Raw genomic sequence first — 24,468 nt, 5'->3', positions numbered from 1 at the left:
CTTCCAGGGGGGACTTCAGTAGGCGGCGGTGAAGATCTGGCGCTGATGTGCCGGGTTTTCTGCCTCGTTCAGCATGGCGACCGCATAGTCTTCCGCGCTGATCTGGCTGTTGCCTTCGGCATCAGTCAAAAGGGTGCGACCGCCGAGGCGGAAGGCCCCGGTGCGCTCGCCGGGCTGGATCAGGCCGGCCGGCGCGAGAACGGTGAAGTCGATGTCGCTGGCTGCGATCTCTTCAAAGGCGGCCCGCATGGCCTGGGCCTCGCTGCGATACTGGTCGGGGACAACCTCGGCGACGGGTGTGCCGTCCGGCAGGTTCAGCGAGCCGGCACCGCCCACGAGCAGAAGACGGGTATCGCCCACGCCATCGATCAGGTTTTCGGCATAGGCCAGGGCTTCGGTCTTGGCGTCGCCGGTGTTGCGGGGGCTGACGGCGGCGTTCACGGCGTCGACATTCGCGGTGGCCTTGGACAGCACCTCCACATTCGCCACATCCAGCGCCATGGCGGTCAGCCCGTGACGGGGCTCGATCTGGTCGGGGTTGCGTGTCGCGGCGATGACCTCATGGCCACGGTCGAGCGCTTCGGCGGTGATGCGCGAGCCGACCATGCCGGTTGCGCCGATGATGAGGAGTTTCATATCCGGTTTCCTTGGGTTGAGGGTTGTTTCAGGCTGCCAGTGCGGTGACGGCAGCGGGGTTGTCGTAGTAATCCGCGACAGAGATCACGCGGGTCTGGCCATCCTTGTGCATCAGCAGTGCCGGCACGCCCCGGGCGCCGACCCGGGACAGGATTCGGGCGGCCTCGCTGCTGATTTCCGCGGCGCGCGCTTTGCCGCCACTCAGCTCCTCGGTCACGCCGGCGGCTTTCAGGGCCTCATAGACGGGCTGCTCATCCACCGCGGGCTTGCCATCCACATAGCGTGCCTTCTGAAGCGCTTTTGCCAGGGCGAATTCGGCTTTCGCGCCCTTGTCATGGACAAGGGCTGCCGCCTGAGCCGTCTTGCTGGAATCCAGGATTTCCTCGGCATTCAACAGCACGTTGTCGGCGTAGCGCTGGCTGAACTCCATGCCGGTCAGGCCGGCAATCCTGCGGTCGTACTGCAGCGCCGTTTGCCCGAAACCGTCCGCCATCCGATGGGCGTTCGGCCCCTGGAACAGATGGCGATGCATCAGTTGCACTTCGGCGCCACTGTCGATCAGCGCACCGATGACGTTCGAAGCGCCGTAGCACCAGCCGCAATAGGTGTCGTAGATGTAGGTAAACTGCGTCATTGGCTTGCATCCAGTTCCGTGATGCGACCTTTCGATCTCACAGGGCGTAGGTAGCGCTTGCTTATTGTCAGCTAAAGACATTAGATTTTGATACTGTGTCAGCCAAAAGATGATGATATGCAAAAATACAATCTGAACCGGATGGAGTATTTCGTCGCCATTGCCGAGGAGGGCACCATAACCGCCGCCGCCAGGCGCATGCGCATTTCAAAAGCCGTGGTGAGCAAGCAGCTGTTGCAGCTGGAGGAAGACCTTGGCACCGCTCTGGTCGTGCGCAACCCGCGCCACCTGAGCCTGACCGATGCGGGGCAGCAATTTTACGAAGCCGCCAAGACCACGGTTGAACGGGCAAAGGAAGCGTTCGATTCCGTCAAGCTGGGGACCAGTGAACCCTCGGGCGATCTGCGCATCACCGCCCCGCTGGATTTCGGTGTGGCCTATGTGGCCCAGGCGCTGGTGAGCTTCAACCGGGCCTATCCACAGGTGACACCCCATCTCGATCTGACCGATACCAAGCTGGACCCGGTGCGCAGCCGGTATGACATCGGGCTGCGCGTTGGCTGGCTGGATGACTCTTCGAATATCGCTCGTAAACTGGGAGAGTTTCGCCAGATCCCGGTGGCGGCCCCAGCTCTGCTGGACAGTTTCGGGCGCCCCAAACATCCCAAAGACCTGTGCGACATGCCCTTCATCGAGCATCAGGCGCTGGCCACCCCAACCCGCTGGACCTTCGAACATGCCGTAAAGGCGCCGGTCAATGTGGAATTCGAACCACGGTTGGGTGCTTGTGTCACACTGGCAATCACGGCGATGGCAAAATCCGGCGGCGGCTTCTGCATCGTCCCGGATTTCGCCGTCGAGCCGCAACTGGAAACCGGCGAGCTGGAACGCGTGCTGGAAGACTGGACGCTGCCCACAGGCGGCATCTATGCGGTCTTCCCGCCCCTGCGGTTCAGACCGGCCGCAACACGCAAGTTCACCGACCTTCTGATCGCGCGGCTGGCGAAGGACCGCGCGTGAGTGCGCGCCTGCCCAGCTTACCCTTGAAGCATGAATTCCGCGCAACGTTCGGCGATCATGATGGTGGGGGGGGCATTGGTATTGCCGCTCACGAGTTTCGGCATGACCGACGCATCGCAGACCCGCAGGTTCCTGACAAGTTCAAGATCCAGCGGATCTTCTGGAAGGGTCTTGAAACGACTGGCCTTTCGCCTGGGCCCGTGCTGCGCTTGGATCGGCATATCGTGGATCGCGCCGTGGTACGGGTTCTTCAGCATCCCCGTGTTGCTGGGTGCGGGCTTGGCATTGCAATGCGAGGCTGGCGGCATCTCGATCCACGTCTTGACCGCAATGCTTGGCATTCCCGCAGCAATGCTCGGTTTGATCGTCGGGACGTGCCTCCGCAGAATGGAAGCCAATGCTGAAACCCCGCAGCCAAAAATAGGCAGGAGGCGGTCGTGACCATCACCATCTATCACAACCCCGATTGCGGCACTTCGCGCAACACGTTGGCGATGATCCGCCAGTCCGGCGATGAGCCGGAAGTGATCGAGTATTTGAAGACGCCCCCTTCCAGGGAGCGGCTGAAGGAACTGATCACCGCGATGGGGGACACGCCGCGCGATCTCCTGCGCAGGAAGGGCACGCACCTATGACGAACTTGGGCTCGACGATCCCAAATGGTCGGACGAGGAACTCGTCGACTTCATGCTCGATCATCCGATCCTGATCAACCGGCCGAACATCAAAACACCGTTGCGCACGAAGTTGTGCCGGCCTTTCGAGACCGTGTTGGACATCCTGCCCAATCCGGACATCGGCCCCTTCACGAAGGATGACGGCGAGATCGTCATCGGTGCGAACGGCCGGCGTGTCCGCTGAATTTCGGGTTAGTTCGAAATAGCCTTGACTGAGTCTCCCCCGGCATCGCTATTCATATTTCGAACAAGATCGAAATATGACGACGGGTGCCGCCCATGTGCTCGCCCGGGAGAATGCGTATGACCGACTCCGTCTACCTGATGGATAATTTCCCCACCCTCGTCGAAGAGCAGTTCCGGCCGATCGATCCCGCGGCGCTGTTCGCTCTACGCAGCAGCGGTCATGATCCTCGTCAGGCGCATCGCCCGCCATTCATGAGCAGTTCGACACGGACTCGCAGAACCGACGCGAGCAACCCTTAAATCCTTCCTTCCGGTAGGATACTTTCAACCCGCTTACCACTTCGTCGGTGACTTTAGCGTGTTTACAATGGTAAGCTCGGCTCTTCTATATAAAGAACTCTCATTATCGTTATATAATTAATACTTTTATAAGCGTTGACATGAGTATTTCATTGTTTAGAGTTCATTTTTTAACTGAGAAATTTGAAGAGAACTATTATGCTCGATAACGAACCGAATTTCAAAAGCAATGCATATACACCGCATCGCTCCGAGCGTGTCTTTGGCGTTGAGCAGAGACCGTTTCCGAATTCGGATGTCGAAGCTGCCATGTCCTCTCCCGAGCCGTCGATGCACGCCTCTTTGAGCCGCCTGGGAGATGTCCACGCCAGTATCACCAAGACGCGGAGCAAGCGGGCGGTGGCGGCGCAGGCGCAGGAAGGCGACGACGCGCAGACGGAAGCGGCCGATGCGGTGGGTGGGGCCGAGGCGGAACTCGCAGGGAAGCTGCGCGGCGTGTTCGTGTCCTACATGCGCGAGCAGTTCGGCGATAGGGACCTCAGTGATGACCAAGTGCTCGAGCATATGACCGCGTTCCCGAATCTGAACGACAACGCGCTGATGCGCCGGCTGGCCGGTGCGGCCGGCCTCTATGGCAGCAAGGAAGGCGAAGACGATGTCGCCCCGGCCCTGAAGAAGGCGCTCGTAGAGCAGTTGCTGCTCGCCCTGACCGGCGACGTCGACTGGAAGGCCGAGCTTGCCACGCCGACCACCGGCGTCGCGAATGGCGTCACCACGGACGGTGAGGTGCTGCACGGCGCTAACGAGATGACCATCGCCGAGGCTGCGGCGGCGGTCAAAGAAAGGGTCGGCTCCATCCTTGCAGGCAAGCTCGGCGGTGGGGCCGCTCTCATGGCGGACCAGCTCGCGCCCGTCCTGATCAACGATCCGACGCTGTACCTGCCCGAGCCATCGGACGCGATCCTATACGGCAGCCTGGAATGGGCGCGGCTGTGGATCGGCATCGAATATGCCGAAGGCACGGGTCTCGATCCGGCGCAGCTGTCCGTCGACCAGCTCCTGGCTCTCGGCCGCGCCGCCACGGCCACCGGTCCGGCGGATGACGGGGAAACGGCACAGGCGGAGGGCGACGGGGGCTCCACCGCCGACGATGCCGCCACTTATCGGACCACCAAGCTCCTCGCCCTGATCGCCCGAGCCAAGGGCGAGTTCGATGGGCAGGAGATCACCGAACAGAACAGGGAGGAGGTGGAACAAATTCTCCCAAAGGTGGCTGAGGATGTTTTTTCGGAAGATTTTGCGTTCGCCAGCGCCCTGGATGACATCTCGCAAGAGATGCCAACCCGCAGGGAACTCGCCGCAACCATCCTCCGGGAACATGGCCTCGATCCAGACCAGCCGGTCAAATATCCCGTACCCTCGGCGCATGGACTAGCCTGGGCAGAGGGCACGCTCGCCGAATCCTATTTCGAGAACGGCTATCTCCCGGGCCACAACGAGTTGCGGGACCCTTCGGAGGTATTCGAGGAGCGCTTTGCGGCCTACAAATCCGAATTTTCAGAAGGAATGGAGACCATTCTCGGTCGCCTTCTGGACAACTATGCCAAGCATAACAATCTCGACCTGAGCGGCGCCACAATAACATTTTTCCAACCTGAAGCCCACGCTTACATCAGGAGAGGAAGGCTTTCCGAAAGCTTCGTTGAAACAAGCAACAGCGTGCTGATCGTCGAGATCGCCGTTCCCGAATCCGGGTCCCGTTATGGCTTTCTCTCCCTCGCTGATATCGGCAAGGGCCTGCAGAACATTCCGGCCGATACGTCGGTTGACGATTGGATTTTCAGCAATTCAAGCACGATCTACACCGCCGAGCAAATAAGAAAGTACATGAGCTTTCTGAATACCTCTGGCTCCAGCATGACTGAGAACCGCGTGGTCAAGAAGGAGATTTTCAGCGGGGCGGGCACAGAGATCAGGGGCAAGATCCGTGAGTATTACGGGGTACAGATTGCTCAGTGCCATGACCATGCTCTTGGCGAGACCCGCCGCGAGGGGATCACGAACTTTCTTCTTGATCTCATTCCCTTCCGATCGATGATCGTGGCGATTCAAAAGGGGGATCTCGGCGCCGCCATCTTGAGCGGCATCCTCGATATCGCTTCTTTCATCCCCTTCGTAGGCGAAGGCTTCAAGGCCCTGCAAATCGGCTTCAATGCAGCCACGACCGGCTTGTCCACCATGCTCAGGACAGCGCTCCGACAGGGCCTGAACAAAGGCCTCTCGCTCGGCCTGCGCACCACCACCTCCTTCGGCCGCGAGTTCGGCGGCCAGTTCTTCAAATTCGCCGCAACCGGCCTGGAAAACGCGCTGCCCTTCCCGACGCCCGGCTTTGCCTCGCATATCACGGTCGGCGGCGCGAAGAGCACCGCGCGCGTTATCGACAGCCTTAGAGCCACGGATTCGGAATTGGCCGGTCTTCTGGAGCAAGCGTCGAGGCGCTCCAGCTTGATCGATGCCGCCGATGACGGAGGCCAGCGGCTTGCGCGGGGCGTGAATGTCACGAAGGACGCCAACGGCATCGAACGGGTGGAACTCGCCGATCTCGCTCCGTCGACCAGGAACAACGAAATCAATGTGGGAGAGGTCCAACTGGCTGTCGGCCATAACGAGGACGGCCAGTTGCGCTTCTTCCGGGAGCACGAAAGCGCGGAAGGCAGCTTCTACACCCAGGCAGATCCACGGACGGGAGAATCCTATGGTCCCCGCATGACACTCAACCGGGCAGGCTGGCTCATCTCCAACGGTGCCAGGATCGCCCGCCTGGGAAACGCGATACGCGAAGCGGCACCGGAATCTGGCGAATCTTCTCCCACGACAATGATCGAGTATGGCCGCCCCTCGAGCGGCTGGTCGGATGAACGCGCGGTATCGGACGGCTATGACGCGTTTGCCGACACCGCTTCCTCATGGGCCAGGAAGACAGCCGACGGGTACAGCAGCCTCAACGAAGCCGGCAGGCAGGCTGTTCTCGGCTATGTTCGGGACAAAGGCAGGCTGACATTCACCTTCTGGATTCACGACGCCAAGGCCGACCTCCACAAGACGGTTCATGTGGAAACCGACGCAAAGCCGGAATCCAAGGAATCTCTGGAAGCCTATTTTTCCCGCGTTGCAAAAGAGGCAGGGGCGAAAGCGGAAGAGCAGCTTCGCAGGCAACACGGCGACGCCATTCGTCTGGACTACATCGGCGTGGGCGCGGCACTCCCGCTGGCAAGCCATGTGGAGCGTGCACACACGCCGCTGAGCCATCACCTGCAGGCGCATCTGGATCTGGGCAGCGCTCCCCTTGCGATCGAGCACAACAGGGTCTGGGAAGACCCGTCCAACGATGGTGCTGTAAAGGCGCATGCCACCAGCTTGGCCGGCAAGATACTCCAGCACTACGAATTTAACGACACCCGCCTGAAGAGAGATATTCTGGACAAGATCCGGGAGGCTGAGGGAATCACGTTTTCCGGCTGGCTCGCCGATACATCGGCAAGAGACAGCAACCATTCTTTCGAAATGCATGTCGACCTGGCATCCAGCCAATTTGACGGAACCCTAGGGGACTATATCCGCAAGTCGGCTGAAGTCTTCGCGGAAGCATTCAGGAAACACATCGAGGACAGCCAGGACGACGATACCGTCAACATCCGGCATATCGCGATGAAAGCCGAACTGGCGAACGTCCGGGTGAAGGACGAGTTTGAGGATTTCCCGCCGGAGGATCTTATCGCGTTCGGCATCAGCCGGCCGGCTGGCGGCGCTGACAAATCGCATGTGCTAGGCGGCTCAACCGGGGCGAAGACTAAGCGGAGAAGAGAGGTGGATCACGCCCCGTCGGCGGCTGGGCTGGACACCCTGCTGGATGGCGTGCCGCTAAGCAGGATCGAGGTAAGTCGGCAGACGAGCGGGTACGTGGCCAAGTCAGCAAGAGAGGTGGCAGCGTCCTGGTCCCGGAAGGTTTTGCAAATTTATAATGGCTTCAATGATTCTGTTCGAAATATTATTTTGAATCGTATCCGTGCAGAGGGAGGAATTAAGTTCTCAGTATGGCGACGTTATTCATTAATTGGAAATTGCGAAAACGATATTCTTCAACCATCAAAAAGGAAATTTATTGGAGAGTCTTTTGCTAATTACGTAAATAATACGGCTAAATATGTTGAGGAATATTTGACTTCATTGGGATCATCAAGTGATAGGGGAGCCTTTAATTACTTGGCGATAGGAGCCGAACTGCCACTCCCAACCCAACTTGAGCGTGCTCTTATTCCCGAAGGACATGCCGTCGACGTGGTCCCCAACTTTGGCGCGCCTCCACTGGTCATCGAACATAATAAAAGGTGGGGGGGAACGAAGGACGCCAAGGATTACGGAACCATTGGCAGGCACGGGGATGAACTCGCCAGCAAGATACTGCAACGCTTCACCTTCAATGATGAGGGCCTGGAGAAGAAGATTCTGACCGCGATCCGCAGGCGGGGGGGAATCAAGTTTCAGGGCTGGCTTTCCGATCTTGATATGTTGAACAACGATTATTCCTTCGAGAAGGTCATAGATCCGGCTTCCGGCGAATACGACGGCACGCTGAAGGACTACGTCCGCAGGGCGGCGCACGCCTTTGCGGAGGCTTTTGAAAGGAACATTCGTCCCCAAGAATACGAAGACATTGAAATAGAATTCATCCAAATGGCGGCCGAACTCGCTGACATCCGCCTGAAGGACGGCGACCCCTTCTGTCCGACGGCACTCTTCCCCAGTTCCGACCAAGGTGCGCGCAGCATGCGGGCCACCTTCGCCGCACTTACCCGGGAGTTGAGAGCGACCGGCGGTGATGTGGGAAAATCCGACAAGCTCTTCGAGGCAGCCCGTTCTTCGCTGAAGGCGCGGAGTGTCGTTCTCGGTGAACTGCCGCTGGAAGAAGCGCAGGCCGTGCTGGAGGCCGAGGGCAAAAGACTGCTCAAGACCTATTATAACTATGCGGCCAATAACATAGAGACCCAGCAGGAACTCCTTCTGCTCCGCCGGTCGCACCCGGCTGAATACGCCGCCGAGGAATTGGGCGAGTGGCTCGGCATTGCCAAGGAACATCGCCATAAGCTGGTCGACGAGCGGAGCGTGTGGCGCTTGCACAAATCAGTTGGGCCGTTGGGATCATCAGGGCCGATACTTCCCCCGGTGGAGGAGAGAAGACCTCAAATTACGAGTTGGATTGATCTGCTTGAGCGAGACGATCTGCGCGCGAGACTTGCTCAAAGGATGAATAAAAGCATGCGAGAGGCCCTGGTTGGCGATCTGAGGAAATTAGTCGAACCCGGGAAGGAGGCCCAATTTGCGGAAAATATCACCAGGCTATTCACTGTGGATATCTTTGGAGATTCAAACAACGATGAATTGCCAAGAAATATCGAGGATATCCAGCAAAGCTATGAAAGTTACTATGGAAGATATGTAGAGAAATCCGCAATCACCTTCCGTAAGCTGGAAGCGGAGAAGATCGTGCTTCGCTCTGGCCGCGACGCATTGATCGCTAAGGCCAACCCAAACGCGGTGGAAGACCTCGTGGCGCATCTTGGTCAGCAATCCGCCGACAAATTGAAAACGGCAGTCGCAAATTTCCAGAACCTGCTTGAAGACCGCCGTGATGAGGATCAACTGCACAATCTGGAGCATCTGAAGCAAAAGCGACTGGAGCTCGCAAAATTGGTATCTTCCAAAATCCCCGTTCTGGGTGATGTCATCGATCTCGGCATTGACGCGGCCCTGGGCGACTGGACGAACGTGGGGCACGATGCGCTGCGCACCGCGGCCTTCGCCGCCATGTTCCTTCCGGCCGCTGGGCCGGAGCTCGGCGCTGTCCTTTTCGCCGCCGATGCAAGTTGGGGCGAAGGCGAGAGCATCACGAGTTATCTCGAGGCCAAGCAGCGCGGCGATGAGGCGGGTGCGCAAGCAGCCATGGCAGGCATGATCGGGAATGGTGTCGGTCTGATGATGTCCGGCATTCCGCTTTTGCGCGGGTCCTTTGCCGGCAGCGTCGGCGAGGCGATCATCCTGGAAGATATCGAGGGGGCGCAAGAGAGCTTCGAATTGCAGGAGATGGGAGCCGTATCGGAGAATGGCGAAGGAGCGGCGTCCACGGGCGCTGATGCCGCGGGCGCGTTTAAAGTCACGAATATTCCGAAAACTTTACTAGATCTTCATGAAAAAATACCAACATATAACGAAGTGAAGCCAGATATTAAAAGTATTACAAAATTTACTCAGAATCGCAGTAAGTATTCTGATCTATATAATGGATATACAAGAGGAGTGTGTGCTGCCTGGGTTTCCGTATGGCTGCAGAAGAGATTGGGAATCGAGGGGTTTTCAGAAAAAATTCTTGCAAATGGAATTAATGGAAATAGAAATTTTGCAAACTTTCTTGCAAATCTTCAAGAAGAGTATTCAAATAATGCATCGAGGTTGTCACTGTTGGCTCGCAGACGAATGCGTGCCAACAAGGTGCTCTCTGGTACCGGCCAGCGCGCAATTTCCGAGATCGTAGATGCTGCGGTTCAAGGTCACAACCACATCTATTTGTCAATTCGTGGAAAGGGGCGTGGCCACGCTCTCGGCTTGGCACTGGGAAAAAGTCCGCGGTTTTTCGACCCCAACTGGGGCGTCTTTAAATTTAAGAGCAAGGAGGAACTTTCCACTTGGGTAAAAGAATATATCAATGAACACTACAAGAATATCAAAAGGGTCACTGCCATAAGCGTAGAAAAGACTCCTAAATGGTCGGAGGAAATTAGATCGCAGGTCGCCAGCCAATCGGCATAGAGTAACCGACTGCCAGCGCCGCAAGAGCATGGCTCTCTGCGGCGCTGGTGATCGGTAAAGCCGATCCTCCCCCGTGAGCGGAGGCCGCCGAGGCTGGGTGTTTGACTTTGATGGGGGGCCTATCGTCCGAATCAAAGGATGCGCTACGAGGTCAGGTTCTTCATGGGAGTGCAACGACGACAAAGGTGGACACCTCGAACTACCGGCATTTTCTGCGACCGGCGGTGGGGGTGATGAGGTTGCGAACGGCCTGATGTAGACGCCAGCTACCCGTCGCCAGCATAACCGGGAAGACCTGCGCTACGAAACCGACCTGACGGATCGGGAGTGGAATTTGATCGCGCCGATGATGCCGCTGCGGCGAAGACGGGGCGACCTCGCCGTTGGTCGCTGCGCGAGACCATGAACACGATCTTCTATGTCATGCGCGGCGGTATCGGCTGCGGCTTCTGCCGTCCGACTTTCCACCAAGAAGCACGGTGTTCCGGTGGTTCTGCCGGGTAGTGTCCAGAATCTTTCGCACTTTTTATCAGGCGACGGCTCGGTAGGGAACAGACTCTGATCTTCTTGAAATGACTATCGGAAATATGAAGTATTAGCACGCGAAAAGCCCCCATATTTCGCACCGGCAAGTCTCTTAACTTATATCGCGCGTCCTACCATGCTGAAACCTGCTGAAATCTCGACGACACCAAAAGAGGTGGAAAATCCGGCGACGTCGTGATGGCAGGTAAGCTCGCGCAGCGCGTATCAGGGAGGAAACGGCAAGCCGATCCGCTGAGCGAGCTGTTGAAAGCAAGCCTGGAACTATCTTGGCCGGTTATGCCGCCGCTTGGAAAAGGCCCTGCTGACATCGATGGTTGCGAGCCTCGATTTGAGCCTGCGGCCGAACCGTGTAGTAGGTGCATATCGATGAGCTTTTCAGCATGTAACAGAGATTTGAATGTTCCAAATAGGTGAGCAATTTCAATAGGTTGACATTGTAACGGTATTCCTACCGGTACCGGCGTGTTCTCGCGAGCAAAACATCCGCGAAATCAGTATGTTGGGCTTGCTAGATACGATTGAGTGGGAGTGAGGGAAAACGGTGGCAATGGCGTAATTTCGGCGGCGATTTTCGCTGCCGCGCAGGTGTCGTCCGTTCGCTTCTCACTTCCGCTGCGCTGGGTGTTCTTTCACTCTGAACGCGCAGGTTCGATCTGTGCCCACGTCCCGGATGATGTAGAGCCGCTTCAAAGAGCAAGAGGGCTCTGGCGTAGAATAGCGTGCAAAAAGGCGGGTCTGCTTGCGGCCCATGTCGGCCGTAGGGGCAAACTTTGCGTCCGCTCGGAAGCTGACATCGCGAGTGACCATGCTCCAGGTCGCGGTTGCGGCATGAGCCGGCATTCTGCTTCCCATTAACTGCGGCCACAGACGCTAACCTGCCGCCAGCCACGCCATGGGGCGAAGTGGCGACTCCCATCCTCAAATAAATGCAAACCGATCCATGGGACTGGGCATGATCACGGGCGAACCTTTCGTTGCGAGATCGATCTATTCAGGAAACCCGCGCGGCGGAGGAGATCAGCGAATCGGCTGGCGTCCTCCGGACGGCGGAAGGGGACAAGCTGAACCTGCCGGCTGATGCTGAAGCCAGGATTGATCTCGATCACCCTGTCGGCTGCGGATCGTGCTTCGGCCTCTTGACCCGTTTCCTTCGCGGCGATTGCCAATTGAATGAAGCACGGCTGTAGATTTGGATTTACCGTCGTGCAGGAGCGCGCGAGCGCAAGCGCGTTCTCTGGCTCGCCAAGAAAAGTGTAGCTTCTGGCCTTGAGCGCGAGGTTCAGAGGAGGCGTGAACGGATCGAGCTCGGCGCGCGGTCCCACGCCGCGATGGCGGCCTCTTGGTCGCCGGAAAACGAGAGCGCCTCGGCATACATGCCGAATGCGACCGTATCGTTCGGGCTGAGGGAGATGGCTTTTCTCAGGGCCTTAAGGCTCGCGTCATGTTCCCGGAGCCACAAGAGTACGTAGCCGAGAGTAGCATGGGCCGTCGAGAAGTCCGGCTCCAGCGCTACTGCACGGTATGCCGCGTCTCTCGCCTCTTCCAGCACTGGGCGCAAGCGCCAACTCTCGTCATAGGGCTGGAGATAGAACTGCAGGAGCGTGCGTGCCATCAGGTCCCACGCCACAGCGAAATCAGGGTCGAGCACTACCGCCCGTCCGGCTAGGTCTCGAGCTTCGAGCGCGCCTGCCTTCGTGAACGTGCGGTACGACTTCCGTCCGCGCAGACGAGTTCGTAAGCCTCTAGGCTGTCGGCGTCGTGGCTATGAAGGCGCTTGGCGGCGTCTTCGCGGGCGTGGCCGACAAGCTGCACCGCCACGCGCCCGGCAACTTCGTCCGGAATCGACGGCATCTCGACATGAGGCCGATCGTATTGCTCCATCCACAACGTGGCGAGGTTTCGGGTATCGACCAGCTGCGCCGTCACGCGCAGCCGGTCGCGCGTGCGCCGCACCCTCCCCCGCAGCACGTGGTCCACGCCCAAATCTCTGCCAACCTGCCGCAAGTCTTCTGTCTCGGGTCCGTAGCGGAAACTCGAGTTACGGGCGATCACGGTCAAATCCCCGAAACGCGCCACCGCCGCAGCCACGTCTCTGCCAACCCTCGCCGAGATACGCCTGGTCGTTGCCCGGGGCAGAGAAGGGAAGAACCGCGACGGCAAGGCTGCCGTTGGGGCGTGCGGGCGAGCCGTCATCAACAAACCAGAGCGTAGCAAGCCCGAGCGCGAGCAACAACCCGAGAGCTGCCAACACCCAGGTCAGGGAGCGAGCGCGCGCAACAGTCGAGAGCGGCCAGCCCCCAGATGGAAAGGTGCCTGCCACGCGCTCCACCTCGGCCACGAACATGTAGCCGCGTCGTGGCACCGTCTTGATGAAGCGATCGCCTTCGTCTCCGAGCACCTTGCGGATGTCACGGATGCACTGTGCAAGCGCATCGTCATTGACGATGACGTCGGGCCACACAGTCTCGACGAGATCATCCTTGGTGATGAGCCGGCCCGCCTGCTCGACGAGGAGGCGCAGAACGTCGAATGCCTTGGGTCGCAGCTCGCGATCCGAGCCGCCCTCCTGCAGGGACAGCCGCTCCAGATTGAGGACGAAGGACCCGAAACGATAGCCCGCAGTGGAACGTGGAGACATCTTGCGCCCCGTGCGCTCGGCTCAAGGCCGGCAGCATAATTGTAGCTGGATTCTAGCCAATTTGCAGCCGGTTTACATGACCCGGATGGAGCGGCGCCATAACGATTGCGGCTGGAACTTTTTCGTAGAGGAGGAAGACATGCGCACCGCTGTGAAACTATTGATTACGACTACATTGGCATTGGGCGCCTGGGCTCCTGTCGCCGGATTTGTCGGCGCTGCCGCGCAGGAGGAAGGCACCGGTGGACGTTGCGTTCCCGTGGCTGAGGGGGGCGAGAGGACGCTCGGCTGCTATGTCATCGCCCGGGAGCAGATCGGGGCAATGCCGTCCGGCGAAGTCTACTGGTAGATCGACGCCTTCCCCGACCTAGCGTCCGCCAAAGCGGCCGCTGGTCCGCGAAGCGTAGCGGCCGAAGCCTTCGGCGATTCTTGGCTCCTGACCATCGAGGAACAGGGCTGGCGGTCCGGCGGTGGCGAGCGTGTCGCCGAGATAGGACCGCTACCGGTCGAACCAGCTGACGCATTCACCGCCCAGTATATGGAAGCCACCTTCCGTTCTGGCATGAAGTCAGGGATTGCTGAACGGTCCGGCCCGGAAGCCTGGCACACATTGTCGGGTGAAAGCTGCTTGGAGACGCCGGAAAGCACGATGGTTGGCCGGGCTGGTGGAGAGCCGGTCATCGTCCGCGGGGGAGTGCCAATGCAGGTGACCGCCACCGGATTTGAGGAACGGCGCGCACTCGTGCTGGTTTTGCACGACTCGTCCAGGCCGGCTGCAACGCCGGTCACCGATTGGCGACCGCAAGGAATTTGCGGAGAATAGGTGACACGCCTCAGCGGGAAATCATGGGTGTCAAGCATCCCGGACCGGCGCAAGCGGGACCTTCAACGCGATGCTGATCGACTTCTTGACTTTGAACCGCAGCCAGCTATCGATCAAAGTGGCCGGGCGTCGCTCCGGCCGCCCGCTCCGAAAACACTCAACCGCCTCCCTTCTAGGCCAGCCGGGCAACCTCAACTCGCTCAGGTTCTTGTGAGCTTGTTTCTTTGCGCGGTATGCCCGCTTTCCCTAGTCGAAGTCGCCCTCTGATTGGTTGGTAGTGAGGTCACGAATTGGTCGAGTAACGATGGTGCCGGCCCCAAAGCTCGACAAGCGTTTGACTTCAAGGCGCCGAGTAGAGAAGTGGCATCGCTGATGCCGACGCGAAGATCGACGTTGCGCCCCCAGATCTGCCCCAAACTACTGTCCCCTCACTTATGTGATTTTTTCGCACCGCCCTCTAGTGCTGGCCGCGCAAAGGCTTTAGCGTCTCGGTCTCTCCTTTTTTCCCTCATTGTTAGAGACGACCCATGGCCGAGCCCTCTCTATTCGCCCGCTTTGTTGCCCTTGTCGGCCGAGGCGCCGTTGCCATTCGTCATTCGGGAGATGGTTCGCTGGAGCCGGTCTATGGCACGGCGCCGGTCATTCCGGTGGCCAAACCGCAGGGCAAGGTACCGACGTTGAAGATGCCTACGGCCAAAGGCTGGGAGGGCGAGCATAAGCCGACGGCGGCCGCCGGGCTCAAGGTCAATGCCTTTGCGCGGGGGCTGGTGCATCCGCGCAATATGCATGTGCTGCCCAATGGCGATGTGCTGGTGGCTGAATCGATGGGCGAATCGGGAAATCCACGCACTTTGTTCGACCATGCCATGTCGGCCACGATGCAGCGGGCGCGCGCTTCTGGCAACAGCCCCAACCGCGTGACGCTGCTGCGCGATGCCGACGGCGACGGGGTGGCCGAGGAAAGTCACGCCTATATCGAGAATGTGCGGCAGCCCTTCGGCATCGTGCTTGTCGGGGAGACGCTTTATGTCGGGGCCAGCGACGCGCTTCTGGCCTATCCCTACGAGGCGGGCGCGACACGAATCATCGAGCCGGCCAGAAAGCTGATGGATCTGGTGCCCGGCGGGCATTGGACGCGTAATCTCATTGCCAGCAAGGACGGCACCAAGCTTTATGTGGCTGTGGGGTCACTGAGTAATATCGGCGAGAAGGGCATGGCGGCGGAAGAAAACCGCGCCTGCATTCACGAGTATGACCTGGAATCGGGGCAGTCCCGCATTTTTGCCAGCGGCTTGCGCAATCCTGTGGGCATGGCCTGGGAGCCCGAGAAAGGGATGCTTTGGACGGTTGTCAATGAGCGGGACGGGCTGGGCGATGAGACGCCGCCTGATTATTTGACATCTGTGAGCGATGGCGGGTTCTATGGCTGGCCCTATTGCTATTGGAACCGGGTGGTGGACGATCGGGTGCCGCAGGACGCCGCCAAAGTGGCCTCGGCGCTGCAGCCCGATTATGCGCTGGGCGGGCATACAGCCTCACTAGGGCTTTGCTGGCTGCCCGAGGGGACGCTGCCGGGCTTTCCGGCGGGCATGGCCATCGGCCAGCACGGGTCGTGGAACCGCTCCAAGCTCTCCGGCTACAAGCTGGCGTTCGTCGCCTTCGAGAATGGCAAGCCTGTGGGAATGCCGCGCGAAGTTCTCACCGATTTCTTGTCGGCGGACGAGAAGTATTCCTATGGCCGCCCGGTCGGGGTGGCGCTTGCGGCCGACGGCGCGGTGTTGATGGCGGACGATGTGGGCGACGTCATCTGGCGCGTCACCGGCGCCTAAGGCGGAGTCGGCAAAGGACGTCAGCGTGGCCGGACCGACGCTCGCCGTGAGCTACCTCAAGCAGGGCCTGATGGATGAAATCTCGATCTGGTACATCTCGGTTGGCGCAACCACGCCCGCCGGCCGTTGCAGGCATCAGGAGCCAAAAGTGATCGGCGAGCGACTGTCGATACCGACGGTTCTGCCGTCCACCCGCTACAGTCCCGGTTCGTTTAGCGCCAACCTGGGTTGACGAAGCATAACTCACAAACTTACCTGTTAAACCATCGCAAAGCAGAAGGAGCGGACAACCAATGCGATTCCGGATGACCACGGCCAAAAAAATCCCGGTTCATCTGGAGAATGCGCATGTCTGCTTCCATCGTACTGAAGGGCCTGACCTGGTCCACCCCTGACGGCACCACCCTCTTTGAAAATCTCGACCTTTCCTTCGCCAGCGGCCGCACGGCCCTGATCGGCCGCAACGGTGTCGGCAAATCCACGCTTCTGAGGATCATTACGGGAGAGCTTCCACCCGCGGGCGGATCCGTTTCGGCAAGCGGTCGTATCGCCATGCTCCGCCAGGAGGTCCAGGTGGGCGAGTGCGAGACACTGGCCGACAGCTTCGGCATGACAGGGCAGCTTGCATTGCTCGACCAGATCGAGGCGGGTAAGGCCTCGACGGAGGATATCGCGGACGCAGACTGGGCCCTGCTGCCGCGCTTCCACGATGCGCTGGGGCGTGTTGGGTTGCCAGACCTTGCGCCGGATCATCGCCTGCAACAGCTCAGCGGCGGGCAGCGCACGCGCGTGGCGCTAGCCGCCATCCTGTTCCAGGAGCCGGATATGATCCTGCTCGACGAGCCGACGAACAATCTGGACCGCGATGGGCGCGCGGCGGTCGTCGACCTGCTTTCTTCATGGCGGCGGGGGGCGATCGTCGTCAGCCACGACCGCGAACTCCTCGAGCACATGGACGAGATCGTGGAGCTCACGACCATCGGCGCCAACATTTATGGCGGCAACTGGAGCCACTATCGCACGCGGAAGGCGATGGAACTGGAAGCCACGCAACACCGACTTGAGGTAGCCGAGCGCAGGGTGACGGAGATAGACCGACGGTTGCAGGCCGCCGCGGAACGCAAGGCGAAGAAGGATGCGGCCGGACGGCGCAAGCGAAGGAAAGGCGACGCACCGAAAACGCTTCTCGACGCGCAGAAGGAGCGCGCGGAGGGCACGGCGAGCGTCCAGTCCCGGCTGGCAAACCGGATGCGCAAGGCGGCGGCCCAGGAAGTCGAGGAGGCGCGCTCCCAAGTTGAGAAGCTGAAGGCGCTTTCTGTATCGCTGTCATCGACAAGGCTCGCGAAAGGCAAGACAGTCGCCGCGGTAACGGATCTCACAGGCGGGTATGATCGCAACAAGCCGCTTCTGCGGAACATCAGCTTCACCATTGTCGGCCCCGAGCATGTGGCGATCACCGGACCCAACGGTTCAGGGAAGACGACACTTCTACGGCTACTGACCGCCGATCTTCAACCTGTTGCCGGAGAGGCTCGAATCTATGTCCGCCATGCCATTCTGGATCAGGCCATGGGCCTGCTTGACCCCGAACAGACGGTTCGGGACAACTTCCTGAGGCTCAACCCGGAGGCCGACGAGAACACCTGCCGGGCCGCGCTGGCACGTTTTCTCTTCAGGGCCGAAGCCGCGCTCAAGCCGGTCAAAACGTTGAGCAGCGGTCAGGTTCTGCGTGCCGGCCTTGCATCGGTCATCGGCGGTGCGTGTCCGCCGGAACTGCTTTTGCTGGACGAGCCAACCAACCACCTCGATCTCGACTCCATCCAGGCGCTGGAGGCGGGCCTTGCCGGCTATGACGGCGCCTTGATCGTCGTCAGCCACGACCGCGCATTCCTCGAGAACATCCGCGTCGATCGCTGGCTGACACTCGAGGCTCCGACGGCTGGACGCGATTGCCCTAGCGGATTCAGTTTTTGGGAGGAAATGCCGGATTGAGGGATCACTTCTGATATTCAACGTTCTTAAGCAAGATCGAGGAATTCCATGAGCTCCCGCGCGGCGGCTCCGCCCGCGCGGTTGGCGCCGATGGTGGACGCGGATGGGCCGTACCCCACCAGATGCACGCGTGGGTCTTTGGCGGCCTGCGTGGCCAGCCGTCCGGTCATGGTGATGCCGCCGCTTTCCCCATGCAGCATCAGCGGCGCCAGATGATCGAGTGAGCTGCGAAAGCCGGTGCACCACAGGATCACCTCGGCACGAAGTGAGGTCCCGTCGGGCCACCGCACGCCATCCTCGGTAATCTCGCTGAACATGGGCAGCCGGTTCAACAGACCCCGCGCCTGCATCGCCTCAATGGCGGGTGTGAACGGGATCCCGGTGACCGAGACGACGGAATCCGGCGGCAGGCCGTGGCGCACTCGGTCCTCCACTTTTGCCACCGCCGCACGCCCGGCCTCGGCGTCAAACGGGCCTTGCCGAAACTCCGGCGGCCTGCGCGTGACCCAACTGGTCCTGGTCACCCGCGAAATCTCGTCGAGCAACTGGATTCCGGAGATGCCGCCCCCTACGACGACGACGTGCTTTCCTCGGAACTCTTCCGCCGTTTTATAGTCCTTCGTGTGCAATTGCCGGCCCTTGAACCGGTCGCGGCCGGGGACGTCGGGAATGTAGGGGCTCTCCCAGGTCCCCGTGGCGTTGATGAGCCCGCGCGCGGAGAACTGGACCCGATCCGTTTCAATCCTGAAACGGCCGTCTCTCTTGCAAACGACCTTCACCGTCACCGGTCGATATATCGGAAGCTCGAACCGCTTCTCGTAGGCAGCGAAATAAGTCGGCACGGCAGTGTTGGCCGGCATTTCCGTGGCAGTCGTATCGAGCGCCTCGGCAAAGGGCATGCCCGGCAGATCATGGATGCGGTTGACGGTGCTGAGCGTCAGTGAAGGCCAGCGATGCTGCCAAGCGCCGCCTGGTTCCGGCGATTGGTCGAGCACCACGAACTCCTTGTGTGGGGCCATGCCCCGCCTTTTCAAATGATAGGCGGCCGAGAGACCCGCCTGACCGGCGCCGATGACGACGATCTGCATCTTGATAACGGCGGCTGGGGCGCTGGTGCCGGGCCGGGGTTCAGGCATGGGCAAACATTCCTGCGCTTATCGCAATGAGATGGCGCATATAATACGAAGCGTGGCTATCAGGGTTGGTCAATCCATCGCATCAGCCGCTTGTCAGACACTGATGTTGAACCTGGCGTCATCGGGAGATGATACGTCCAGTCCACCGCTTTACGGCTTGCGCCATCGTTCGAAGATGGTCATCCGCGGAATAACCGGAGAACCTTTTACGTGGCTTCAGATCATGGTCGCCGTCCTCCAGCCATAACAACTCGATCATGTCCGACAGCGCATAGTCCGCCACCTCGCCTCGCGTGCCGAACGGGTCGCGCGTTCCCTGGCAGATCAGGGCAGGGGTCTTGAGGCCGGCCAGATGTCCAGTCCTGAGTTGCTCCGGCTTGCTCGGCGGATGGAACGGATAGCCAGGCAGAGAAGGCCGGCGATCCTGCCTTCGGTGTAAAGATGATCCGCCAGCATCGAGGCGACGCGCCCACCCATGGATTTCCCGCCGATGATCAGCGGACCGGGAGCGTCAAGCGCAACGGCGACGGCGCGATATTCGGGGACAAGACTTTCTGCCCTTGGCGGCGGCTTTCGTTGGCCGCTACGGCGGGCGGCCATATAGCCGAACTCGAAGCGGACAACGCGCAAGCCTTCGCCGGCCAGCGCTTCAGCAATTGCATTTAGCGCGGCTGAATCCATCGGCGCTCCGGCTCCGTGCGCAAGTAGCACGGACGCGATCCCATCCCGTGAACCGTTAAAGAGGAAGTTCATTCGATGGTCCTCGCTTGCGTATGATCCTGAAGTGCATTCTGGGGTATCCGTGACGAGCGCTGCGGGACTTGAGCCGTGCCGAAGGGGAACATAATTTCTACATTTGATCTCGGGAATGGAAATGGCTGAGGCGACTGCATTTGATTTCATTCAGGAGGCCACCCGCAGCCACCGGGCCCGTCATGGGTGCGGCGCGTATACGTTCGAGGACGGTGCGGGCCTCATTGCTCTGGCAAGCGCTCATGAATGCCGCCGCGCCATCGAACTCGGCACGGCGCTCGGCTACACCGCCTGCTGCCTCGCCTCGGCGACCGACGAGACCTTGGTCGACACCATTGAGCGCGACCCGCGGCACGTCGCGCTTGCCCGGGAAAATGTGCGAAAGGCGGGGTACGACGCTCGCATAACAGTCCACGAGGGCGATTTTCTCGCCGTCATGGCAAGGTTGGCCGGCCCCTATGACTTGGCCTTCTTCGACGGGTTTGCTCCGGACCGAACCTTGATCGCGCGATTGCGTGCGTTGCTGCGAGAGGAGGGGGTGCTTGTGTGCGCCAATCTCGCGCTCGCCGGCGGTACGACCGAGCGAGAGCTGGAAGCAGAGTTCGCGAACGCAGATCACTGGTCGGCCATCGGCCGCTTGGAAGGCGGCGCCACGCGCATATACAGAAAAGTATAACACCCGGCATGATCCTGAGAGGAACCTGCGTCGACGGTGATCTCAAGCGCTACTAATCTGCGCAGACCCCATCCGCACCGGCTTGAGCCTGACGGCTCTCTAGACGGAGCTCGAAATCTTCCGCCAGCTCCGCAACGGTAATCGTTCCGAACCGCGCCACAAGCAGGGCTTCAGCCTCGCCCAAGGTCTTTTCCATGCGCGCGTCTACCGCTTGCTCGACAAGGCAGTCGGGATGATCAGCGTGCGGACCGATGCTGAATAGCGGTGGCTCGCCAATGGCCTTGTACACTTCGAGCAGTGTGATGTCCTCCAAGGCGCAGGTCAATTCCCAGCCGCCGCCATGGCCCTTTTCCGATGTAACATAGCCCTTGTCTCGTAGCCCGGCCATCATTCGGCGCACCACGACAGGATTTGTCCCGAGCATCTTCGAGATGTCCTCGGAAGTGGCACGTTTCACGTGCCGGTCCATGTGGATCAGTACATGGAGCATGCGGGACATGCGGCTGTCGCGGGGCATCGGTTTCGATCCTTTCAGTGCACATAGATGTCTATCAGCCCATCACTCATGTAACAATATAAGTTTTCTGAGTTGACGTTGGCAGGCATATCACGCAACTTAATGAAGTGCATAACTGGAGCCACCTCATGGATTTCGATATCATCATCATCGGCGGAAGTTTCGCCGGGCAGGCCGCAGCGTTGCAACTGGGCCGCGCGCGGCGGCGCGTGCTGCTGGTGGACGCTAAGCAGCCCCGCGACCGCTTCGCGCGGTCGTCGCATGGGTTTCTCGGACAGGATGGGCAGCCGCCGTCGACAATCATTGCAACCGCCTCTCGGCAGCTTGCCGACTATAGGACGGTGGAATCTCTCGAAGGAGAGGCGGTGGATGCAGCTGCAATCGAGCAAGGGTTCCGCGTGTCGCTGGCGGATGGCCGGGAGGAGAGGGCCAAGCGCCTCATCCTTGCGACGGGGGTACGGGACGCCCTGCCTGCGCTGCCCGGACTGGAAGAACGCTGGGGAATCAGCGTTCTGCATTGCCCTTATTGCCATGGCTACGAACTGGATCAGCGTCCCATTGGCGTTCTGGCCAGCAGCGACATGGCCTTCCATCAGGCCATGCTGGTACCGGACTGGGGACCGACAACGCTGTTCACCCAGGGTGCTTTCGCGCCCACGCCAGACCAACAGGCGACGCTAGCGACCCGCGGCGTCACGGTCGAGCAGGCACCGGTCACCGACCTTCTTGGCGCAAGCCCTGCGCTTGAGGCCGTCCGCCTTGCCGATGGCAGAAGGGTCGAACTTTCCGGGCTGTTCCTGGCACCTCAGACAGCACCTGCCGGCGATCTTGCCGAGCGGCTCGGCTGCGCTTTCAAGAACGGTCCAACGGGACCGTTCATCGCCGTGGACGGGCGGCAGCAGACCTCCGTGCCCGGGATTTTCGCGGCAGGAGATGCGGCAAGCCCCATGGCGAATGCAACGTTGGCAGCCGCTGCGGGCGTCATGGCGGCCGGTGGCGCTCATCACTCGCTGATCTATGGCGATGAGGCGCATGCACAAAAATGAGCAGGGAATATCCCCGCTCCGAGGGACCGGGATTGGCCGGTTATTACGTCGACGCCATCAAACTTCACGCCTCCGGTCCGGACGGACAGACGGCTATCGTCTGCGACAACGTGATCTTTCTGAAATGACTTTGACCCCGAACCAACATAACCGGCCTAGGGCCGGAGACGTGGCGTTCGACCGCGGCGCATCCGGTCGCGTTCCGCAGACGCAACCGGATGTCTTCCATGCACGTCAGATACTGGCTTGCGCCTTGTAGAGGTTCGCATAAGCGCCGTCGGCGGAGATGAGAGTGTCGTGGGTACCTTGCTCGGCAATGCCCTCTTCTGTCAGGACCAGGATCCGGTCAGCCTTGCGGACGGTGGAGAGCCTGTGCGCGATGACAATGGTCGTCCGCCCTTCGGTGAGATCAAGCAACGCGGCCTGGACTGCCCGCTCGCTTTCATTGTCGAGTGCGCTCGTGGCTTCGTCGAAGATCAGGACAGACGGGTCCTTGAGGAACGCCCGTGCAATGGTAAGGCGCTGCCTTTGGCCGCCAGAGAGTTTTACGCCGCGCTGCCCGATATCCGTGTCGTAGCCATTGGGCAGCGCCATGATGAAATCGTCGGCGTTGGCGGCTTTTGCGGCCTCGACGATCTCTCCATCGGTGGCATCGGGCCGGCCATAGCGCAGGTTTTCGGCCACCGTGCCAGCAAACAGATAGACATCCTGCTGCACGACGCCGATGTTTTGTCGCAGCGATTTGAGCGTCAGATCGCGGATATCCATCCCGTCGATCAGAATTGCGCCTTCCTGCACTTCGTAGAAGCGGGGGATCAGCGCGCACAAGGTGCTCTTGCCGGCTCCGGACGCCCCGACGAGAGCAACGAACTCACCCGGCGCGATGTCGAAGGTCAGGTTTTTGAAGACATGCGGCCCGTCATCCTGATAGCGGAAGCCGACGTCGCGAAATGCAACCGCGCCACGGGAGCGGGCAAGATCGACCGCGTTCGGCCGGTCTTCGATCTCAGGCTCCACTTCCAGGATCTCCATAGCCCGCACGAAGCCCGTATAGCCCTCCTGCCAGAGCCGCACGAAATTTGCCAGGCGCTTGACGGGATCGACCAGCACCGCCACGCACAAAAGGAAGGTCAGCATGTCGGCAACACTGAGCTCGGCCTTCACGACGCGGATGGCACCGATGACGATCACCGCGATCGTGATGAGCTGAGCGGACGTCGTGTTCCCGACCGAGAAAAAGGCTTCACTCCGATAGCCGTCCCTGCGGCTTTGGAAGAAGCGAGCATTCTCCTCCTCAAAGCGGCGTATTTCGAGCTGCTCATTGGCGAAGGACTGAACCACTCGTATGCCAGCGAGCGAATCCTCGACGCGCTCGTTCACCGCCGCGATCCGCTCCTTGCTGCGCTGGAGCGCCTGGTTCATCCGCCGGTTGAAGTGCAGCGCGAAGAGCACGGCAAAGGGCGTGAAGGCGAGGATAAGCAGCGTGAGCGGCAGGTCGATATAGGCGAGGATGAGGATCGCGCCCACAAATTTGAGGAGGGCGATCGCCATATCCTCCGGTCCATGATGGAAGAGCTCGCCCAGCCAGAACGAATCGTTGGTGATGCGGCTCATCAACTGCCCGACGCGCTGGCGATCGTAGAAGCTGAAGGCGAGCTTCTGGCAGTGTTCGAACAGTTCCCTGCGCAGGGTGCGTTCGATCTTCGCACCCATGACATGGCCCTGATAATCGACAAAGAGGGTCCCCAGCACCTCCAGCGCCAGTAGGGCAAGCATGGCTGCGCCCATCAGATAGATCTGACCAAGCGCCTCCGGCACGTCGGGAAGCTGCACCAGACGCTTGGTAATGTAGTTGGCGCACAGAGGCAGGAAGAGCGCCGTTGCTGAAACCAGAAACGCGCACGCAAGATCAGCCGCTAACAGCGGCAGATGCGGCCTGTAGTAGGACAGGAACTTTCGGGCACGCGAATGGGCTGCGTGACCTTCAGGCTTTGGTGCGGCTGACGGACTGTGGGCTGGCTGAGTTGCAGCCGACAGGTTGTGGGTGGCTGCCTGTGACAGCCGGTTCTTCAGTAGGCTACGGGGCGCGTCTCCTTGCGACGCCACTTTCCGGAGTCGTGAATGCATAACGCTTCATGTCCTGTTGAGGATGAATGGCTTTCTTCTTGGACATGAAGGCTTTCATCGTACTCTCC

The 24,468-nt window shown here is 60.1% G+C and carries 18 protein-coding genes and 4 pseudogenes; 11 read left to right on the top strand and 11 right to left on the bottom strand.

Going from position 1 to position 24,468, the window contains the following annotated elements:
• Nucleotides 1-15 precede the first annotated feature (15 nt).
• Together N5A92_RS01745 and N5A92_RS01740 are read right to left on the bottom strand one after the other, a co-directional pair.
• Entirely contained in the window at nt 16-636 is a 621-nt protein-coding gene (locus N5A92_RS01745) for an NAD(P)-dependent oxidoreductase (protein WP_260900094.1), read from the bottom strand.
• Nucleotides 637-664: 28 nt separating this feature from the next.
• Complete coding sequence (locus tag N5A92_RS01740) at nt 665-1,270, bottom strand: DsbA family protein (protein WP_260900093.1); 606 nt, start codon at nt 1,268-1,270, stop codon at nt 665-667.
• A 117-nt stretch (nt 1,271-1,387) separates the two neighbouring features.
• Between N5A92_RS01740 and N5A92_RS01735 the strand changes: the two genes are divergently transcribed.
• Nucleotides 1,388-2,290 carry a LysR family transcriptional regulator gene (locus N5A92_RS01735; RefSeq protein WP_260900092.1) on the top strand — a complete coding sequence of 301 codons (903 nt, stop codon included), beginning with the start codon at nt 1,388-1,390 and terminating at the stop codon, nt 2,288-2,290.
• Nucleotides 2,291-2,307: 17 nt separating this feature from the next.
• On the opposite strand, the pseudogene N5A92_RS01730 reads toward N5A92_RS01735, so the two are convergent.
• Nucleotides 2,308-2,427 (bottom strand): annotated as a pseudogene (locus tag N5A92_RS01730) (GMC oxidoreductase); the annotation flags it as partial.
• Nucleotides 2,428-2,727: 300 nt separating this feature from the next.
• Between N5A92_RS01730 and arsC the strand changes: the two are divergent.
• The 4 genes and pseudogenes from arsC to N5A92_RS01710 form a co-directional block, all read left to right on the top strand.
• Nucleotides 2,728-3,151: pseudogene (arsC, locus tag N5A92_RS01725) on the top strand (arsenate reductase (glutaredoxin)).
• Between the two features lie 119 nt (nt 3,152-3,270).
• The gene (locus N5A92_RS01720; RefSeq protein WP_260900091.1) at nt 3,271-3,453 is read left to right on the top strand and encodes a hypothetical protein; all 183 of its coding nucleotides are present in this window, start codon (nt 3,271-3,273) and stop codon (nt 3,451-3,453) included.
• A gap of 198 nt (nt 3,454-3,651) precedes the next feature.
• Nucleotides 3,652-10,317: a YopT-type cysteine protease domain-containing protein gene (locus tag N5A92_RS01715; protein ID WP_260900090.1), complete on the top strand. Its 6,666-nt coding sequence runs from the start codon at nt 3,652-3,654 to the stop codon at nt 10,315-10,317.
• A 295-nt stretch (nt 10,318-10,612) separates the two neighbouring features.
• Nucleotides 10,613-10,817: pseudogene (locus N5A92_RS01710) on the top strand (transposase); the annotation flags it as partial.
• A gap of 1,002 nt (nt 10,818-11,819) precedes the next feature.
• Here N5A92_RS01710 and N5A92_RS01705 read toward each other — a convergent pair.
• The 4 genes from N5A92_RS01705 to N5A92_RS01690 are packed head-to-tail and all read right to left on the bottom strand — an operon-like array spanning nt 11,820 to nt 13,501.
• The gene (locus N5A92_RS01705) at nt 11,820-12,185 is read right to left on the bottom strand and encodes a tetratricopeptide repeat protein (protein ID WP_260900089.1); all 366 of its coding nucleotides are present in this window, start codon (nt 12,183-12,185) and stop codon (nt 11,820-11,822) included.
• Complete coding sequence (locus tag N5A92_RS01700) at nt 12,143-12,511, bottom strand: tetratricopeptide repeat protein (RefSeq protein ID WP_260900088.1); 369 nt, start codon at nt 12,509-12,511, stop codon at nt 12,143-12,145. The genes N5A92_RS01705 and N5A92_RS01700 overlap by 43 nt, the downstream gene beginning before the upstream one ends.
• A gap of 14 nt (nt 12,512-12,525) precedes the next feature.
• Entirely contained in the window at nt 12,526-12,915 is a 390-nt protein-coding gene (locus N5A92_RS01695; protein WP_260900087.1) for a hypothetical protein, read from the bottom strand.
• Nucleotides 12,902-13,501, bottom strand: a complete 600-nt coding sequence (locus N5A92_RS01690; protein WP_260900086.1) for a winged helix-turn-helix domain-containing protein — start codon at nt 13,499-13,501, stop codon at nt 12,902-12,904. The genes N5A92_RS01695 and N5A92_RS01690 overlap by 14 nt, the downstream gene beginning before the upstream one ends.
• 139 nt (nt 13,502-13,640) lie before the next feature.
• Here N5A92_RS01690 and N5A92_RS01685 point away from each other — a divergent pair, with 139 nt between their 5' ends.
• The 4 genes from N5A92_RS01685 to N5A92_RS01670 all read left to right on the top strand — a co-directional run bounded on the left by N5A92_RS01685 (nt 13,641) and on the right by N5A92_RS01670 (nt 18,145).
• Nucleotides 13,641-13,850, top strand: a complete 210-nt coding sequence (locus N5A92_RS01685) for a hypothetical protein (RefSeq protein ID WP_260900085.1) — start codon at nt 13,641-13,643, stop codon at nt 13,848-13,850.
• 1,001 nt (nt 13,851-14,851) lie between these two features.
• Nucleotides 14,852-16,153, top strand: coding sequence for a PQQ-dependent sugar dehydrogenase (locus tag N5A92_RS01680; protein ID WP_260900084.1), 1,302 nt, complete (start codon nt 14,852-14,854; stop codon nt 16,151-16,153).
• A gap of 25 nt (nt 16,154-16,178) precedes the next feature.
• Complete coding sequence (locus tag N5A92_RS01675) at nt 16,179-16,385, top strand: hypothetical protein (protein WP_260900083.1); 207 nt, start codon at nt 16,179-16,181, stop codon at nt 16,383-16,385.
• A gap of 116 nt (nt 16,386-16,501) precedes the next feature.
• A complete protein-coding gene (locus N5A92_RS01670) occupies nt 16,502-18,145 on the top strand; it encodes an ABC-F family ATP-binding cassette domain-containing protein (RefSeq protein WP_260900082.1) in 1,644 nt (547 codons plus the stop codon).
• 26 nt (nt 18,146-18,171) lie between these two features.
• Here the strand turns inward: N5A92_RS01670 and N5A92_RS01665 are convergent, their stop codons facing one another.
• Together N5A92_RS01665 and N5A92_RS01660 are read right to left on the bottom strand one after the other, a co-directional pair.
• Nucleotides 18,172-19,281 (bottom strand): NAD(P)/FAD-dependent oxidoreductase, encoded by a 1,110-nt coding sequence (locus N5A92_RS01665; protein ID WP_260900081.1) that lies wholly within the window; start codon nt 19,279-19,281, stop codon nt 18,172-18,174.
• Between the two features lie 118 nt (nt 19,282-19,399).
• Nucleotides 19,400-20,034: pseudogene (locus N5A92_RS01660) on the bottom strand (alpha/beta hydrolase family protein).
• A gap of 121 nt (nt 20,035-20,155) precedes the next feature.
• Here N5A92_RS01660 and N5A92_RS01655 point away from each other — a divergent pair.
• Complete coding sequence (locus tag N5A92_RS01655) at nt 20,156-20,710, top strand: O-methyltransferase (RefSeq protein WP_260900080.1); 555 nt, start codon at nt 20,156-20,158, stop codon at nt 20,708-20,710.
• A gap of 52 nt (nt 20,711-20,762) precedes the next feature.
• On the opposite strand, the gene N5A92_RS01650 is transcribed toward N5A92_RS01655, so the two are convergent.
• Complete coding sequence (locus tag N5A92_RS01650; RefSeq protein WP_260900079.1) at nt 20,763-21,227, bottom strand: Rrf2 family transcriptional regulator; 465 nt, start codon at nt 21,225-21,227, stop codon at nt 20,763-20,765.
• A 128-nt stretch (nt 21,228-21,355) separates the two neighbouring features.
• Between N5A92_RS01650 and N5A92_RS01645 the strand changes: the two genes are divergently transcribed.
• Nucleotides 21,356-22,273, top strand: a complete 918-nt coding sequence (locus N5A92_RS01645; RefSeq protein ID WP_260900078.1) for an NAD(P)/FAD-dependent oxidoreductase — start codon at nt 21,356-21,358, stop codon at nt 22,271-22,273.
• 234 nt (nt 22,274-22,507) lie between these two features.
• Here the strand turns inward: N5A92_RS01645 and N5A92_RS01640 are convergent, their stop codons facing one another.
• Nucleotides 22,508-24,400, bottom strand: coding sequence for an ABC transporter ATP-binding protein (locus tag N5A92_RS01640; RefSeq protein WP_260900077.1), 1,893 nt, complete (start codon nt 24,398-24,400; stop codon nt 22,508-22,510).
• Nucleotides 24,401-24,468 lie beyond the last annotated feature (68 nt).

The sequence above is a fragment of the Chelativorans salis genome (genome assembly GCF_025336525.1).
Classification (GTDB): Bacteria; Pseudomonadota; Alphaproteobacteria; order Rhizobiales; family Rhizobiaceae; genus Chelativorans; species Chelativorans salis.
The sequence above is the reverse complement of the archived record's forward strand: the minus strand, read 5'-3'. Positions and strand labels throughout refer to the sequence as shown.